This is a genomic window from Pseudomonas sp. N40(2020) (assembly GCF_014472415.1).
Lineage (GTDB): Bacteria > Pseudomonadota > Gammaproteobacteria > Pseudomonadales > Pseudomonadaceae > Aquipseudomonas.
Genome location: NZ_JACSZV010000005.1, coordinates 56,910 through 72,065, shown reverse-complemented (window position 1 = coordinate 72,065; position 15,156 = coordinate 56,910). Strand labels below are relative to the sequence as shown.

General features: G+C 57.8%; 14 protein-coding genes. 3 read left to right on the top strand and 11 right to left on the bottom strand.

The window, feature by feature from the left end; genetic code table 11:
- Positions 1 to 4: 4 nt before the first annotated feature.
- The 8 genes from IAI51_RS05480 to IAI51_RS05445 all read right to left on the bottom strand — a co-directional run bounded on the left by IAI51_RS05480 (position 5) and on the right by IAI51_RS05445 (position 9,589).
- Positions 5 to 1,141, bottom strand: coding sequence for an SGNH/GDSL hydrolase family protein (locus tag IAI51_RS05480; RefSeq protein WP_187677553.1), 1,137 nt, complete (start codon positions 1,139 to 1,141; stop codon positions 5 to 7).
- A 117-nt stretch (positions 1,142 to 1,258) separates the two neighbouring features.
- Positions 1,259 to 2,296 (bottom strand): acyltransferase family protein, encoded by a 1,038-nt coding sequence (locus IAI51_RS05475; protein WP_187677552.1) that lies wholly within the window; start codon positions 2,294 to 2,296, stop codon positions 1,259 to 1,261.
- Between the two features lie 12 nt (positions 2,297 to 2,308).
- On the bottom strand, positions 2,309 to 3,412 hold the full coding sequence (locus tag IAI51_RS05470) for a hypothetical protein (protein ID WP_187677551.1): 1,104 nt from the start codon (positions 3,410 to 3,412) through the stop codon (positions 2,309 to 2,311).
- The gene (locus tag IAI51_RS05465) at positions 3,403 to 4,635 is read right to left on the bottom strand and encodes a polysaccharide biosynthesis C-terminal domain-containing protein (RefSeq protein ID WP_187677550.1); all 1,233 of its coding nucleotides are present in this window, start codon (positions 4,633 to 4,635) and stop codon (positions 3,403 to 3,405) included. Before IAI51_RS05465 ends, IAI51_RS05470 begins: the two co-directional genes overlap by 10 nt.
- Complete coding sequence (locus IAI51_RS05460; RefSeq protein ID WP_187677549.1) at positions 4,632 to 5,744, bottom strand: polysaccharide pyruvyl transferase family protein; 1,113 nt, start codon at positions 5,742 to 5,744, stop codon at positions 4,632 to 4,634. The genes IAI51_RS05465 and IAI51_RS05460 overlap by 4 nt, the downstream gene beginning before the upstream one ends.
- A gap of 15 nt (positions 5,745 to 5,759) precedes the next feature.
- A complete protein-coding gene (locus tag IAI51_RS05455; RefSeq protein ID WP_187677548.1) occupies positions 5,760 to 6,842 on the bottom strand; it encodes a glycosyltransferase in 1,083 nt (360 codons plus the stop codon).
- 38 nt (positions 6,843 to 6,880) lie between these two features.
- On the bottom strand, positions 6,881 to 9,109 hold the full coding sequence (locus IAI51_RS05450; protein WP_187677547.1) for a polysaccharide biosynthesis tyrosine autokinase: 2,229 nt from the start codon (positions 9,107 to 9,109) through the stop codon (positions 6,881 to 6,883).
- A gap of 39 nt (positions 9,110 to 9,148) precedes the next feature.
- A complete protein-coding gene (locus tag IAI51_RS05445) occupies positions 9,149 to 9,589 on the bottom strand; it encodes a low molecular weight protein-tyrosine-phosphatase (RefSeq protein ID WP_187677546.1) in 441 nt (146 codons plus the stop codon).
- A 289-nt stretch (positions 9,590 to 9,878) separates the two neighbouring features.
- Between IAI51_RS05445 and IAI51_RS05440 the strand changes: the two genes are divergently transcribed.
- Together IAI51_RS05440 and tal are read left to right on the top strand one after the other, a co-directional pair.
- Positions 9,879 to 10,841 carry a glycosyl hydrolase family 5 gene (locus IAI51_RS05440; protein WP_187677545.1) on the top strand — a complete coding sequence of 321 codons (963 nt, stop codon included), beginning with the start codon at positions 9,879 to 9,881 and terminating at the stop codon, positions 10,839 to 10,841.
- 202 nt (positions 10,842 to 11,043) lie between these two features.
- The gene (gene tal, locus IAI51_RS05435) at positions 11,044 to 11,970 is read left to right on the top strand and encodes a transaldolase (RefSeq protein ID WP_187677544.1); all 927 of its coding nucleotides are present in this window, start codon (positions 11,044 to 11,046) and stop codon (positions 11,968 to 11,970) included.
- A 199-nt stretch (positions 11,971 to 12,169) separates the two neighbouring features.
- Here the strand turns inward: tal and rssC are convergent, their stop codons facing one another.
- Together rssC and rssB are read right to left on the bottom strand one after the other, a co-directional pair.
- Positions 12,170 to 12,652, bottom strand: coding sequence for an anti-sigma factor antagonist RssC (gene rssC, locus IAI51_RS05430; RefSeq protein WP_042560140.1), 483 nt, complete (start codon positions 12,650 to 12,652; stop codon positions 12,170 to 12,172).
- Complete coding sequence (gene rssB, locus IAI51_RS05425; protein ID WP_150604487.1) at positions 12,652 to 13,833, bottom strand: two-component system response regulator RssB; 1,182 nt, start codon at positions 13,831 to 13,833, stop codon at positions 12,652 to 12,654. The genes rssC and rssB overlap by 1 nt, the downstream gene beginning before the upstream one ends.
- Positions 13,834 to 14,108: 275 nt before the next feature.
- Here rssB and IAI51_RS05420 point away from each other — a divergent pair, with 275 nt between their 5' ends.
- Positions 14,109 to 14,408, top strand: a complete 300-nt coding sequence (locus IAI51_RS05420) for a PilZ domain-containing protein (RefSeq protein WP_187677543.1) — start codon at positions 14,109 to 14,111, stop codon at positions 14,406 to 14,408.
- 53 nt (positions 14,409 to 14,461) lie between these two features.
- Here the strand turns inward: IAI51_RS05420 and IAI51_RS05415 are convergent, their stop codons facing one another.
- A complete protein-coding gene (locus IAI51_RS05415) occupies positions 14,462 to 15,151 on the bottom strand; it encodes a VacJ family lipoprotein (protein WP_187677542.1) in 690 nt (229 codons plus the stop codon).
- Positions 15,152 to 15,156 lie beyond the last annotated feature (5 nt).

Below are 15,156 nucleotides of genomic sequence, written 5' to 3'. Positions count from 1 at the left end.
ACGATCAACGGGTAGGTATTTCGCTGCAATTGCCTGTGTGGCCACCCACGATCCAGCCATAGAAATAATCGGCAATCACCTTTCCGCCCGTGGCCGGCACTGGATGAATCTTATCCGGACCAATCATCGCGGCAGCATAGCGTTTGACGTCGGGGCCAAAGGCGCATTGCAGGTTGGCGTAACCCAGATGCTGCTCATGCGCCCAAGGTTGCAGAACCTGCGCATACGCCGACATCGGATACGCACTGGAACGCGTGGTGTCCTGCCGCATGATCAGGTTGATGCTCGCCTTCGGCTGGATCTCGCGGATCATCCCCACCAGCCCCTGAACGTTCTGCAGATACGCCTCGGGCTTCACCCCGAAACCCTGATCGTTGCCACCGAGCATGATCAGGTAAACATCGGCGGGAATCTTCGACACGGCGGCTTTCCACTGCGTCTGCCAGTGCGGATCCTTGTGATAGAAGTCAGCAGATGCCGCGCCAGACGCCGCGAGTTTCGACACCCGCACACCGTTCTGATCATTGCTCATCCAAAGGCCGAACAGCGTCGGTGCGCCTTTCACCACTTCCAGTTTGAACGCCCAGTCCGCCGCTGTCGGCGTGCCCGGCAATGGCACTTCCTGAACACCGGAACCGGCCAGCGTCAACGGCTTCCAGTCTTCCGATGGCGTCCAGCGATAGCGCAGCTCACTGGACTCGCCATTGCCTAGATAGAGCAATTTCGCCTGAGTGACCGCCGTGCTGATCCTGGGTGTCGGGTTGGCATCGATCTGCAACCAGGCGCCGGGACGCCCCGTCACCGTGCGGCTGTCGGGGCTGGCCTGGCCGAGGCTGGACACATCCCAGCCACCACCAAAGTACTTTTCGCTGCTGCGGGTGTATTTGAAATGGGTGCCGCCCAGTGCCGCGCCATGGTTGAAGCCGACGTAACCGGGGCCGGCAAAACCCACCTCGCCGGCCACACGCTGCACCAGTTTGTTCAGATAGAAATCCTGCCCGGCGCTGTAGCTGTCGCCGATCACCGAGACCGCCAGCACCTTGCCGGCCTTGCCTTCTCGCCACTGGGCAAAGCGCTCGCGCGCATCGCCCACCTCAACCATCGCGGCCGCAACTGGCCGGGTGTCATCAACTACCAACATGCAAAATTTCCTTTAGTCCGTAGTGGCCCCTTCGCGAGCAGGCTCGCTCCCACAGTGATCGTGTGTAGACACAGATCCAGTGTGGGAGCGAGCCTGCTCGCGAAGCTTTTAGCATTCTCAGGCCTGCACCACCGGAGTGATGGTCGCCGGCGGTTTTTTACTCGCCGCACGCTCACCCAAAAACAGCACGGAAGTGAAATTGAACCGACTGAAAATCATCGACAACACCACCGGCCCGAGCAAACCGCACGCCACACCACCGAATACCAGCAGGCTCTCATCCTTCACGCCCAGGCGCCCCAGTACAAACCGCGAGGTGGCCGCGAACAAGACATGGAACAGGAAAATCGCATAGGAATAACCGCCCAGCCAGGTCAGCCACTTCGAGCGCATGTCACTGGACAGCAGCGCGAAGCAGGACACGCAGCCCACGGTCAGACCGATCAGACTACGGCGATCAACAATCAACTCGCGATCCACCGCCGCCACATACAACAGCGTCAGCGAGATCAACACAAACACCAACGGGCCGATCACCTTAAACGTCTGCTTCAACTGGCTGACGTTTTCCTGGCCAATCATCCCCGCCACGAAAAACGGCAGCAGATAGATTGCGCCGTTGATGCCGAACGCGTCGAACGTGAACGGCGGCAGCAGAAATACCACGGCCGCAAAGGCAAACAGCAGATACAAGCGGGTCGCCGAACGCAACAGGCCACGCCACTCCAACAGGCCGACGAACATGAAAATGATGAACACCGCCTGCAAGAACCAGAAGTGATTGATCGGCACCCAGAACGACAACAACGCGTCCATCACACCGACATCCTTGTTCACCCCCGGCCCTACCGCTTGCAACACCGAGAACGGCACGCCCACGCAAAACAACGGCACGATCAACCGCCGCACCTTGCCGGAAAAGAACGTCGAAAAGTCATTGCCGCGGATTTTGTAGATGGAATAGATGTAGCCGGAAATGAAGGTGAACAGCGGCATGCGTACGTACACCATCGAGTCGGCGAGCACCCGGAACGGCGAGCCCAGATCAATCTTCAAACCACCGCCCAACGGGCCGATGACGTGATAGAGCACCAGCAGCAGGCACGCCAGGCCACGCAGGGTTTCGATCTCCAGGGACTTTTTCTTGCTCGACATAAAGCACCTGCCTCAATTCAGAATTCTTGATTCAACCTGCACCGGTTTGTTCGCGCGCAGCATCAATCCCAAGCCGACAAACAGCACCGGCACCACCATCGAGAAGTGCCGGGCGAAAGAGCCGAAGTCCGGCTCGAACAAGCCTTGCACCAGCAAAAACGCCAGCGGAATCGCGATCAGTTCCTTGGGTTTGGTCTGGATCGGCGCGCCTTTGTAATCGGTCGAGGTGATGACTTTGAACAGCAGCAGCGCGGTCATGATCATCAACGCCACAAAGATCACCTGGCCCGGCCCCGATAGCAGAATCAGCTCCACCGGGAACGACAGCCGGAAGAAGATGATCATCGAGTCCAGCGCTTGCGAGACGAAGTCACTGCCGCTGAGCCAGGACACGATCAACGACTTCGAGCCCTCCTCCCCCGCCGTGCGCAGCTCGTTGTTGCTGGCGCGAATCGACGACACCGGAAACCCGAGCGCCACCTGGATCGCCATGGCCACCGCCAGGTAGAACAGGAACAGCATCAGGAAAAAGGTGAAACGCGACACGTACTTCTTCATCACGCAGACGCCGACCCACGACAGCGAAAACAGAATCCAGTAAGGCCGGATCAGCACGCCGTAGATCACCGCCGAGAGAAAAAAACCGCCACGATATTTGCGCGTCAACGAGCTGAGCAAAATGCTCAGCACCGCCACCGACACGATGATTTCCTTGGTCAGGTTTTCCAGGAAAAACGAGCGCACGATGCCCCACAGACACAGGGTGCCGAAAATCGCCAGCGGCATGCGCCGGAACACCACAACCGGAATCGCCGTGAGGAAAAAGTTGCAGAACATGCCATAGGCCCAGGCATTGGTCAGGTTGATCCCGGTGGGCCGCAGCAGGAATGCCGAACACTCGTAGGACGAGCGATCCGGCGAGAACGGGTTCCAGAAATTGCAGTTGTCGGCGCGGGCGTAGGACGACCACAACGTCATGGCATCCGGGCCGGGATCACGGGGGATCAGCAGTGGCATGGCCACCGACAGAAACAACCCGGTGAAGAGGATCAGGAACGAGACGTACGAATCAAGTTTCTTGCCACGAAACTCGATGCACGGCAGCTTCAGGCCCATGACACGGCAGCCTTTTTCGTGCCGGTCACGCGGGTCAACAGAGCAATCACGCCGAGTTGCACAATGATCGCGAAGACGTTGCCCCAGGCCGCGCCATAGATCGAATAGTGCTTGATCAGCACGTAACTGACCGGCACCGAAACCAGCAAGCAGATCGCCGCACTGGCGAGTGACACCCGACTGTTTTTCGAAGCGATCAACCCGCCCCAGACGATGTCGCCAATCGCACGCAGGGCGAAGGAGAAAATCAGCACGGCAAGCAGCGCGTTATCCGGACGCGGCACGCTGGTGGCGACGTAATCGAGCACGATGTTGAAGAACAGATAAATCGCCACCGCCACGGCAGCGGAGACCACCAGCGAGCGTGCAACCCATTTGTTCACGAACAGTTGCTTGACCGTGAATGCCTGTTGATCCGCCTGAAAACGCTTGGCCAGCACCGGAATGCCGACCACCGCCACCACCGCGTAAGACAACGCCTGCAAGGTGTTGGCTGCCGACCACGCGTACACGTATTTACCGAGGCTGGCGTAGGGTTCAAGGTCGATGATCAGAAAGCGCTCGGCGTACTGACTCAACGCGATCAACCCGGTGCCGAGATAGAACGGCAACCCGGCCTTCCACACGGCGCCCGTAGCCAGCGTCCCGGCTTCTCGCCCGTGATGAACTCTCACCACAATCAAGTAACCCGCGATGATCACCAGCACGTTGGCGGCGACCCACAGCCACAACACACTGGCGACGCCCGACACCCAGCCGAGCATCATCCCGCCCACGGCCAACAACGCCCACAGGCCGGTCTTGATGAAAAACAGCAACGCACCCGCCGTGGCTTTCTGTGCGGAAAACACGAACGAGTGGATTTCGAACGACAGGTGCTCGGTGAGCAACACCAGCGTCACACAAGCGATCAGCGCGATCGGCGCATCAACCTGCTGGAACAGTGAGTAAATCCCCACGGTCACCAGCGACAACACCAGCCCCACCGCCAGGTACAGCAGCAAAACCTTGTCGACTACCCGGCGCGAACTGCCGCCAACACTGATCAACCGATTGATCTCGGAACTGAAACCGACGCTGTAGAACTTCGACGCGATCAACGACGCCGCGACCACCACGCCGTAAAAACCCAGGGCCTCATAACCGAGGAAATGGGTGATGGCCAGCACCAGCAAAAACTTCGCGCCTAATGCACCGCCGCGAAGCAGTAGCCGAAATATCATCGAACGATCCCTTTGATGATGTCGTCCATGGCCACGGTTTTCGCCTCGATCTCGCGGCAGGTATCGGTCAGGCGCTTGCCGAAATTCGACAGTGCATTCGGTGCGTAAACCGTGTTGATGATGGTGTCGACATCGATGTCGCCGCCGTTGATGACCCAGTCCTCGACGCCCATGTCCTGATAGGCGCCAAAGCCTTTGCGCTCGTAGCTGATGTGGTACGCCGGCACGCCGGAGAGCAGCGATTCGATGGCCCCGTGCAGGCGCACGGAGATCACCAGGTCCGGTTGATATTTAGCAATGGTGGCCTTCAGCGACAGCAGGTCTTCGGTGATGCCAAGTTCGCGATAGAACGCACCGTCATCGTTGCCACGCACAGCGCTTTGTACGGCGCAGACGACTTTGCTTTTGTTTTTCAGGCGCTGCAGCAGCAACTTCAGGTTGGCCACGTAGGCGACTTTCTTTTCCTTGCTCCACTCTGGCGGCTTGCGCAGCACCACACAGACCGTTGCCGGCGATGAGGCGCAGCGGGTGAACTTGGGTTGCAGAAGGATTTTGCTCGCCAATGACTGCACCGCCAGATCCGGCGCGCGGTAGACGTTTTCACAGGCATCGAAGATCGCCGAAGAGCGATTGTCGCGCACGAACACTGCGTCGGCGCTGGCGTAATGCTCGACGATCTTGCTGCTCTCGCCGTGGAACGGGCCGATGCTCTGCGGCAGGTACACCGAAGGCACTTTGCTGAGGATTGCGGTTTCCAGTTGCTTGGCGTGGCCCAGTTTCAGTTTGATGTGTTCAAAAGCGCTTTTCGAGCGCATGTAGCCGCCACCGACGCCAACGATCAGATCGGTTTTCTTCAACAGATCGGCAAGCCCCGCGTAGGACTGATTGAGAAACACGGCTTGCTTGACCCGGCCCAAACCCTTGGCCGCCATCACCGGCGCGTCAAAACGCGGGTGCGGCAAATAGCTGAAGGACTCGGGATCGGAAGCCACGACGCTGATCGCGGTGTCATCACCAAAGTTGCGCTGCACCAGGGCAATGGCCAGATCGACGAGCAGGCCGTCACCGGAGTTGGACGCACTGTAGCCATGCAAAATCGTTACGTTCATAAGCTTGAGTTCTACTTAATAAGAGGGAGCGCGATACAGATCGTAGGTCTGGCGAATCATCAACGCAGCGCTGAAACGCTCGCGGACGATGCTGCGACCTTCGTTGCCGAGGTCGAGTAACCGTGGCTTCTGGATTTTCGAAAGCACGTCGGCGAGTGCCTGGTGGTCACCTGAGGGAAAGACGTAACCGGACACTTCGTCGGTGACCAACTCGGGCAACGACGTGCAATTGCTGGCAATCACCGGCAGCCCCATAGCCATGCCTTCCAGCGGCACCATGGCAAAGCCTTCCCAACGACTCGGGACGATCAGCGCATCGGCTTTTTGATACAGCGCGTGCACTTCGCTCGGCGTAACCCACGGCAAGTATTCAACCGAGTCCATGGGTGGGCACTCGACCGCATCCTCGTTGACAGCGCTACCCACCACCGTCAGTTTCAGATCGTTGCGCTGCACCTTGGCGTAAGCCTTGAGCAACACGTCGAAGCCTTTCTGGTAGTCGAGACGGCCGACAAACAGCAGGTGAATCGGCTCGGGATTGTGGGTTTTCGCCGCATCGTCGCGGTGATGAATGCCGTTGTAGATCAGCTTCATGCGCTTGCGATCAATGCCAAACCGTGCGGCTTTATCCAGTTCGTACTGGCTGACGCAAATGATCACGTCGGTGACCTTCTGCAACACGCGCTCGATCCACGCATAGACTTTCTGCTTGGTCGGCGAGCTTTCCATCAGGAACGAAAAGGCGTGTGGGCAGTAGACGATTTTCGGCTTGCGCCACGGTCGCAACAGCACACACACGCAACGACCGATTACCCCGGAAAAGGTGCTGTGCAAATGCACCACGTCCGGTTTCTCCTTGAGCATCACCTGGGCCAGACGCCAGGCGAAACGCAGCAGCGACGGCACATTGCGCCCGGTACGGGCGAAAGTACGTATCTGCTGCGGTGCGATGCCGTGCAGTTCTTTTTCCTGATCCTGCGGGACCAGATAGACCAGCTGATAGTTGGCAGCGTCGTCTTCGGGGGACGTTGAAATCGTGCGGATCACCGTCGCGACGCCACCTTTTATCGTTTCAGCCACGTGCAGTATTTTCTTCACAATTCACCCACTTCAAAAGTAAGGACAACCGCTGAAACTCAGGACTTGTCGGACGCGTATTCGTAGTTGTAATAGCCGTAGCCGCCGTTTCCGTAATAGCTGGACGCGCGCTTCTCGACGCCGTTGAATACCGCGCCTTTGAGCTCGATGCCGTTCTGGGCAAAGCGGCGAATGGTCAACTCGATCTCTTTGGCCGGGTTCACCCCGAAGCGCGTGACGATCAGGCTGATGCCCGCATCACGGCCGACAATCGCCGCGTCGGTCACGGCCAGCAGCGGCGGTGTATCGATGATCACTACGTCGTACATGTCGCTGAGTTGCGCCAGCAGCTCGCGGAAATTGGCGTGCATCAACAGCTCGGAAGGATTGGGCGGTACCTGGCCACGACTGATGAAGTGCAGGTCGGCGCCTTCAATTTTATTGATCGCCTGTTCGACGCTGCAGCGTTTGACCAGTAGGTCCGACAGACCATTTTCGATCGGTACGTTCAGGGTCTTGTGCAGATGCCCTTTGCGCATGTCGGCATCGATCAGCACCACACGCTGGCCGCTCTGCGCCATGACGGCGGCAAGGTTGGAGGACACGAAGGTCTTGCCGACCTGCGGGCTCGGCCCGGAAATCATGATGCGGTTGTTGGTCGAGTCCAGGCCGGCGAAGTGCAGACAGGTGCGCAGACTGCGGATCGATTCGATGGACAGATCCGTCGGGTTGCGCAATGCCAACAGGTACGCCGGTTTGTCGACACCGTCGCGAGCGCGACCTTTTTTCCCGTCCTCTTCCTGTTGCAGTGCGCTATAGGGAATCGACGCATAGACCGGCAGGCCGAGTTGCTCGATGGCCTCTGGCCCTTCCAGACCACGGCTCAGGGATTTGCGCAGCAGCACCAGCGCCACGCCGAGGAAGGCGCCGAGGAACGTGGCGATGAGCACGATCAAAGGTTTTTTCGGTTTGACCGGACTGGTCAGGTCGACATCCGCCGCATCCACCAAACGTACGTTGCCGACAGCGCCGGCCCGGACGATGTCCAGCTCTTGGGATTTGTTCAACAGTTGCGTGTAGATCTGCGAAGCCACTTCGACATCGCGGGTCAGGTTGAGCAATTCCTGTTGCGTGGCCGGCAAGTCCTGAACCTTGCCTTCCAGTGACTTCTGTAGTTGGGTCAATTCACCGATCTGGCTCATCAACGCGCGATACGCCGGATGCTGCTTGGTGAACTTGCGATCCATCTCCGCCTGCTGCATTTTCAGCTCGGAAATTCGCGTTTCGAGCGCCACGGACTGACCGAGCACCGATTGGGTTTCCAGAGAGATATTCACGGTTTTGCCGTGAGTCTGGTAGGCGTTGAGCGCATCGCTGGCCTTGGCCAGATCGCGTTTGACCTGCGGTAACTGGCTTTGCAGAAAAGCCAGGCTTTGCGCCGCTTCAGCCGAGGTGCGTCGCACGTTCTGTTCAACGTAGAGCGCGGCAATCTTGTTGAGGATCTTCACCGCCTCAGGCGCATCGGAGCTGGCCAGCGCCAGACGAATAATTCCCGACTCTTTGCCCTGTTCAGTGATATCCAACGCATCCTGGTAGCTCTGGATGGTCACAATCCGTGGATTACGCACCACTTCGAAACGCGTGCCGGGGTTGGCCGAAAGCTGCGCGATCAGGCCTTCAATACCGTCTTGAGCGAAGGCTTCGCCGGTGACGCCGTCGACCAGCAAATTGTCGTTCTCATCGAACAACTGAAAGTGATTTTGCTCACCGGCGATCAGCGTAAGCTTCTTGCCCAACAGCTCTTTCGGCAGGTTGAGCCGGGCGATGTCCACACGCTCACCGCCCCACGCGTAGCTGTTGAAGCCGAAACGCGGCGGCGCGACGCTTAACTCGGTTTCGCCGCGATAACGGCGGGCGAGAAAACCGCCAATAACCGGGAACCGGTTGGGAGTGACATCGATATCCAGACGCAGGTCATCGACGGTTTTGCCGATCACTGCGCGGGACTTGATGATGCCGATTTCGGTCACCGACGGCGATTGCCCACCGAGCATGCTGTTGAGGTCGGAAAACCCGAGCATGTCGTTCTTTTTCGGTTCGACCTGCACCAGCGCGTTCGCCAGGTACACGGGCGTGGCCAACACTGCATAGGCAACACCGGCGGCCATGAAGGCGCCGGTGAACGCGCCGATCAACCACTTCTGGTCAATCAAACTGCCGAATATGCCGAGCAGATCAATACTGTCTTGATCGTTATCACGGCTGGCGATTACTGACGGTAACTGCATAAGTCTGTTCTTACCATTCACTGATCTGAAGAATATTCATCAACGTGCGAGACGTTGTGCCCATGAGCTGACAGCATCTTCAATCAATGCATGGGCATGAATAAAAGCGGCCTTGCCTTGACGATAGGGATCTTGTATTTCGCGCTCGCTCTGCCACTTGCCGAGCAAAAACACTTTGCCTCTCGCGTGAGAGGCAATTTTCAATACTTGATTTACGTGTTGTTTTTCCATGACCAGAATCAGGTCTGATTCATTGACGATGTCGGCTGTCAGTTGCCGCGCCTGAAACCCCTGGGCACTGTGCCCGTGATCCTCCAGCACCTGCCGCGCCGAGGCTTCAACGCCTTCGCCGACACGTGCAGCGAGGCCTGCGGAGGTCACCGAGATCGTTGAAGGCGCCAGCGCGTTACGCAGCAGAAGTTCTGCTGTCGGACTTCGGCATATATTGCCCACGCAGACGACAAGGATCTTTTTGAACAAGGTTTACTTTCCTGTGTAATATCAAACTGCCAACATCTAGAGCGAACTTTAATGAACCCACTAGATCTTCATGCACTCAGAAATAGATTCGCCCTGTTACTACAGCGTATTAAGTACCACAGGCCCAAAAGCGCCCCAACCAGAATTACCGGACTAAAAATAACTGTGATTTTCGGATAATGACTTCCTGACAATAAATAACATTTGCGCACTAAGCGTCGTTGTTAGTTTCGTAATTCATGTAACAAGATAACTATTCGCCGTTGTCATTCCCATCGGGAGAACCGACATGAAATCAGCCCATCTCAAACGGCTCAGCGCCTCAGTGTTACTGGCGCTCAGTGCCGCGACGCAGGTTCACGCCAGTGAACTGTTCCCCAACCTCCCCGCCAGAACCATCGGTGTTCAGGTGAAGATCCAGAACTTCACCGCCGAAGATGCCGCACACATCAAAGAAGCAGGATTCAGTTTTGTGCGCTTCGGCGTGTGGAGCGACAGCCTGAGCGCCAAGGCCTATCAGAAGCAGGTCAGTGATGCCTTTGCAGCGGCCAAATCCGCTGGCCTGCCAGTTTTGCTGACCGTGCGCGCCATCAAGCCGCTGACCTCGGCGTCAGGCAATAGCGCTGAACTGGCAACGGCTGGCGAATCCTTTGCCAACGCGCTGACCGGTCTGGAGACAACCTACAGCGCGCAATTGGCGGCGATTGAAATCTGGAATGAGCCGGACCTTGAAACCTATTGGCCGACTCGCAATTTCGACACGACGTTCGTGCCGTTCATGAGCGCGGTGTGCAAGTCGCTGCAGGACAAACCGCAATCGACGCCACGGGTCGGCTACGGTTTCGCCCGGCCACCGACTGCCGGCTCTGCTTCAACCGTGGCGCTGAGCCGCATCGTCAGTGAATACCCGAAATGCCTCAACGCGATCTCCTATCACCCCTACGGCATGACCGCCACGCAGATCAGCAATGCGCAGACCTTCATCCAGCAGAACTTCCACCTGCCCGGCGTCATCAGTGAATGGGGCATCTCGGCGCTCACCTCCAACGGTGGCAATGACGGACAAGCCAACAAAATCAGCGCATTCATCGCCGATGTAAAAAGACTCAACATCCCGCTGACATCGATATACGAATGGAAGAACAGTGACTCGGGCAGTAACGATCGCGAGAAAAACTTCGGCCTGCTGACCTCGGGCGGGCAACCGAAACCGGCAAAAATGGCCGCCGCCACTCAATTGAACGCGCAGTAGGCCATGCGCGACTGATCTGTACGCAGGTCAGTTGCGTTGAACCTGTGAGCGGTTTTGGCATCGTATTCATCGATACCGCGCCCTACCTTTCAAACAATCGTTTTCAGGTTGTTGCCGCATGGGCCGTCGATACACGCACCCGCCCTTGAGTGGCTGTCAGCGCTCGGGTAATGTCGTCAAACCCACAGGACAGAGCACACACATGACTTCCAAGCTGGAACAACTCAAACAAATGACCACCGTGGTTGCCGACACCGGCGACTTCGAAGCGATTGCCCGGGTCAAGCCGGTCGACGCCACCACCAACCCTTCCCTTCTGCTCAAGGCAGCGGCCATTCCTGCTTACGCCGAGCTGCTGAACGCCTGCGTCAGCGACTGCAAGGGCGATGTGGGCCTGGCCAGCGACCGTTTTGGCGTCGCGGTGGGTCAGGAAATCCTCAAAGTGATTCCAGGCCGTATCTCCACTGAAGTGGATGCGCGCCTGTCGTTCGATAAAGACGCCGTGCTGAAACGCGCGCATCGCCTGATCGAGCTGTATGACAAGGCCGGCATTGGCCGCGACCGCGTACTGATCAAGATCGCCTCGACCTGGGAAGGTATCCGCGCGGCCGAAGTGCTGGAGAAGGAAGGCATTCAGACCAACCTGACCCTGCTGTTCTCCTTCGCACAAGCTGCTGCGTGCGCCGATGCTGGCGTGTTCCTGATCTCGCCGTTCGTGGGCCGCATCTACGACTGGTACAAAAAGGCCAACGGCAACGACTACACCGGTGCCGATGATCCGGGCGTGCAGTCGGTTACGCGCATCTACAACTACTACAAGGCCAATGACTACAAGACCGTGGTGATGGGTGCGAGCTTCCGTAACCTGAACCAGATTGAACAACTGGCCGGCTGCGACCGCCTGACCATCAGCCCGGATCTGATCGACAAGCTGGCGGCAGACACCGGCAAGCTGGAGCGCAAACTGGCGCCGGGTCATGCCGGTGAAGCGCGTCTGAGCCTGAACGCAGCGCAGTTCCGCTGGTTGTCCAACGAAGACGCGATGGCCACCGAGAAACTGGCTGAAGGCATCCGTCAGTTTGCCCGTGATCAGGAAAAGCTTGAGGCATTGCTGCAAGCCAAGCTGTGATCTGAGTCGCTGGAATGCAAAAAGGGCGAACCCGTTTGGGTTCGCCCTTTTTTGTGGCTGCTGGGAAATTCTTGGTGATCTTGCGGCCGCTTTCGCGAGCAGGCTCGCTCCCACAGGGGGATTTGTGATCGACGCCGCAACAGTGTGGGAGCGAGCCTGCTCGCGAAGAGGCCGGCCCAGACAACATCACTTCAGAGGATCAGTGCCGTTCGAGGGCATTCACCAGATCATGGAAGGCTTCACGATTGGAATCGTTCAACCCCATGAGGATCTTGTGCGCTTCCAGCACCTTGATCCGCACAACCTCTTCCGATTGATCCTGATCCGGCAGGTCGTCCAGGCACTCCGGGCATGGCACTGGGTGGTTGACGATGTTGAACACCTGCTCGAAACCCATCGATTGCAGCAGACGGGTGATGTCATCGTGGGTGGTGACGACGGTCGGCAGCAGGCCGACCTTCTGCCGCGACAGGATCGACAATTTGGCCAGCAGGCCCAATGTGGTGCTGTCGATGCTGCGGGTTTCAGTCAAATCGATCACGATCGCGTTGAAATTCAACGCGGTGAAGATTTTCTCAATAGTCGCATCCAACGCCGAACACAGGGTCAGGCGAACTTCACCGACGAACTTCAGGACGAAGGTGCCGTCCTGCTCGGCGAACTGGATTCTACCGGTACTCATTAAAGATTCCTGCTCAACACCAACAGGGCGATATCATCCGGCATCTCCCCTAGCGTGGCCAATCCAAACACTTGCCGCAGACCATCCAGGCTGCCGCCCGCTGACTTCACCCGTTCGGGCAAAGCCGCTTCTTTTTCTTTGAGCGTAGGTTCTGGCAAAAGATCCAGAATGCCATCAGACATCAGCGTCAGGCTGAACGTCGGTGGCAGCTCAAGCACGTGGTCTTCGTAGGTGGCTTCATTGAAGAGGCCCACCGGCAGACCGCGTCCTTCGAGATAACGAACACTGTCAGGCGTGTACAACACAGGCAAAGGCAGATGGCCGCCAATGCTATAGGTCAACAAACCGGTCTCCTCGTCGATGACTCCACCGACCATTGTGACGTGTTTACCCAGCTTACAACTGATCAGTCCCCGGTTGATATGACCAAGGACTTCCGAAGGCTTGAATTCCGGCAATGTGCCGTTGCGCTTGGATTCGAACAACAAACGCGTGGTCATGAACTTCAGCAGCACGGTGACGAAGGCTGAAGAGGCGCCATGACCCGATACGTCCGCCAGGTAAAACGCGACCCGACGCTCATCGACACGGAAATAGTCCACAAAATCACCCGACAGGTACAGCGACGGGATGATCTGGTGCGCAAACTTGAACTCGTCGATGCTCCACGGACTTTCCGGCAGCATGTTCATCTGCACCTGGCGACCGGCGTTCTGGTCTTCCTGGAGCAGGTTCAGGCTGGCTTCGAGTTCGCGGTTGGCTTTTTCCAGCTTCTCGCGATAGCGCTGGTTTTCCAGCAGCAGGCGCGCACGATCCAGGGCCCGGCGCACGGAATGCTCGAGCACGGCCAGATCTTCGAGAGGCTTGATCAGGTAATCCGCCGCGCCCAGGCGCAACGCCTCGACCGCGTCGTTCATCACGCCGGCACCCGACACTACGATCACCGGTGTTTGCGGCGACAGCTCGGTGACCTGACGGATGAGTTCGAGACCGCCCATCTGCGGCATGCGCAGATCGCAGATGACCAGGTCGGGCTTGTCTTGCTCGAATACCTGAAGACCCTGTTGGCCATTGCTGGCCTGCAGGACGCTGAAACCACTGTCTTCCAAATAGGCCGCGAGGCTCGCGCGCACTACTTCGTCATCATCGATTATCAGCAGCGTGGCACTGGTTTTTGGCATGTGGGCAAACGGCGCCAGAATTAGGTTGGCGTAGTTGGCGGGGCGACAGGCCCTGCACTGACTACTGGATTCGCTTTCTAGCCTCTCTGCTGCACCGCTTTAGAGCGTTTGCTCCGTACACGGTTGCACCAGAGGTGCCCTTCTAAGGCGCAGACGGTACTCCCATCCGCGGGGCGTTTCAAGCATGCGCCGATGGTCGCTTGACGACTTTACTTGTCAAATCACCGAGAGTTATAAGAACGGCTCAAACCGTAACCCAATGGAAGGATGAAGCCATGAGTCAAACCGGCCGGGACTACAGCGAAAAACGCGATTTCATCCGCATGCGGGTCGATGCCGATGTCGTGTTGATTCATGAAGGGGATCAGGTGTCAGCGGTGTGTATCGATCTCTCCAGCAGTGGCATGCAGGTCGAGGCGCCGCGCCAGTTCGCGGTAGGTGACCGTTTGAGCGTGCGCATCGATTCCGAGCATGCAGCGCTCAGCGGGCTTGAAGCCGATACCGAAGTAGTCTGGGTCCGGGCGCAAGATGGCGGCGGCCAAAAGCTCGGCCTGACGATTCTGCAGATGAAATAAGCGCACACACAAAAAAGGCGACCCGAGGGTCGCCTTCTTCTTACTGGTCGAGATTAAAAGTCGTCTTCGACCTGGCCATCTTTCACTTTGAACTCGCGGTTCTGCAAGTAGGCGTTGCGGATGAAGGTGTACTTGTCGCCGCTGATCAGCTTTTCGCTCGACAACAGGCTGGCACGGGTGTCGACGATATTCAGGCCGAACACCGAGTTACGCACGGGCACGTCGTTGATATACCGGTAAGGACCGGTATAGCCGTCGACGTACTTGGAAGGTGCGTCTCGCAAAGTGCTTGGCCCCATCAACGGCAGCATCACGTACGGGCCGCTACCCACACCCCAATAGCCGAGGGTCTGGCCGAAATCTTCGTCGCTGCGGTTCAGGCCCATTTTGGTGCCGACGTCGAAGAAGCCAAGCAGGCCGAACGTGGTGTTGAAGATCAGGCGCGCAGTGTCGACGCCAGCCGCAGCCGGTTTGGCCTGCAGGATGTTGTTCGCCAGGTTGGTGACATCACCGACGTTGCGGAACATGTTGTGGATGCCGTCTTCGACAAATTGCGGTGTCACGAACTCATAACCCTGTGCCAACGGCTTGAGCGCGTAGGTATCAACGAAGTCGTTGAACTGGAAGATCGGACGGTTGACGCTTTCCCAAGGGTCTTCTTCCGTGGCGGCCTGAGCAGCCAACGGCGCCAGCAGCAGGCCGGCATATACACAAAGCTGAGCGAGCGGAGGGCTCCAGCGCATAGAAA

Excerpts from the sequence above, each read along its gene's own strand:
- IAI51_RS05415 (WP_187677542.1), bottom strand. The coding sequence starts at position 15,151 with ATGCGCTGGAGCCCTCCGCTCGCTCAGCTTTGTGTATATGCCGGCCTG.
- IAI51_RS05460 (WP_187677549.1), bottom strand. The coding sequence starts at position 5,744 with ATGAACGTAACGATTTTGCATGGCTACAGTGCGTCCAACTCCGGTGAC.
- tal (WP_187677544.1), top strand. The coding sequence starts at position 11,044 with ATGACTTCCAAGCTGGAACAACTCAAACAAATGACCACCGTGGTTGCC.
- IAI51_RS05470 (WP_187677551.1), bottom strand. The coding sequence starts at position 3,412 with ATGGGCCTGAAGCTGCCGTGCATCGAGTTTCGTGGCAAGAAACTTGAT.
- IAI51_RS05440 (WP_187677545.1), top strand. The coding sequence starts at position 9,879 with ATGAAATCAGCCCATCTCAAACGGCTCAGCGCCTCAGTGTTACTGGCG.
- IAI51_RS05465 (WP_187677550.1), bottom strand. The coding sequence starts at position 4,635 with ATGATATTTCGGCTACTGCTTCGCGGCGGTGCATTAGGCGCGAAGTTT.
- IAI51_RS05420 (WP_187677543.1), top strand. The coding sequence starts at position 14,109 with ATGAGTCAAACCGGCCGGGACTACAGCGAAAAACGCGATTTCATCCGC.
- rssB (WP_150604487.1), bottom strand. The coding sequence starts at position 13,833 with ATGCCAAAAACCAGTGCCACGCTGCTGATAATCGATGATGACGAAGTA.
- IAI51_RS05480 (WP_187677553.1), bottom strand. The coding sequence starts at position 1,141 with ATGTTGGTAGTTGATGACACCCGGCCAGTTGCGGCCGCGATGGTTGAG.
- IAI51_RS05475 (WP_187677552.1), bottom strand. The coding sequence starts at position 2,296 with ATGTCGAGCAAGAAAAAGTCCCTGGAGATCGAAACCCTGCGTGGCCTG.
- rssC (WP_042560140.1), bottom strand. The coding sequence starts at position 12,652 with ATGAGTACCGGTAGAATCCAGTTCGCCGAGCAGGACGGCACCTTCGTC.
- IAI51_RS05450 (WP_187677547.1), bottom strand. The coding sequence starts at position 9,109 with ATGCAGTTACCGTCAGTAATCGCCAGCCGTGATAACGATCAAGACAGT.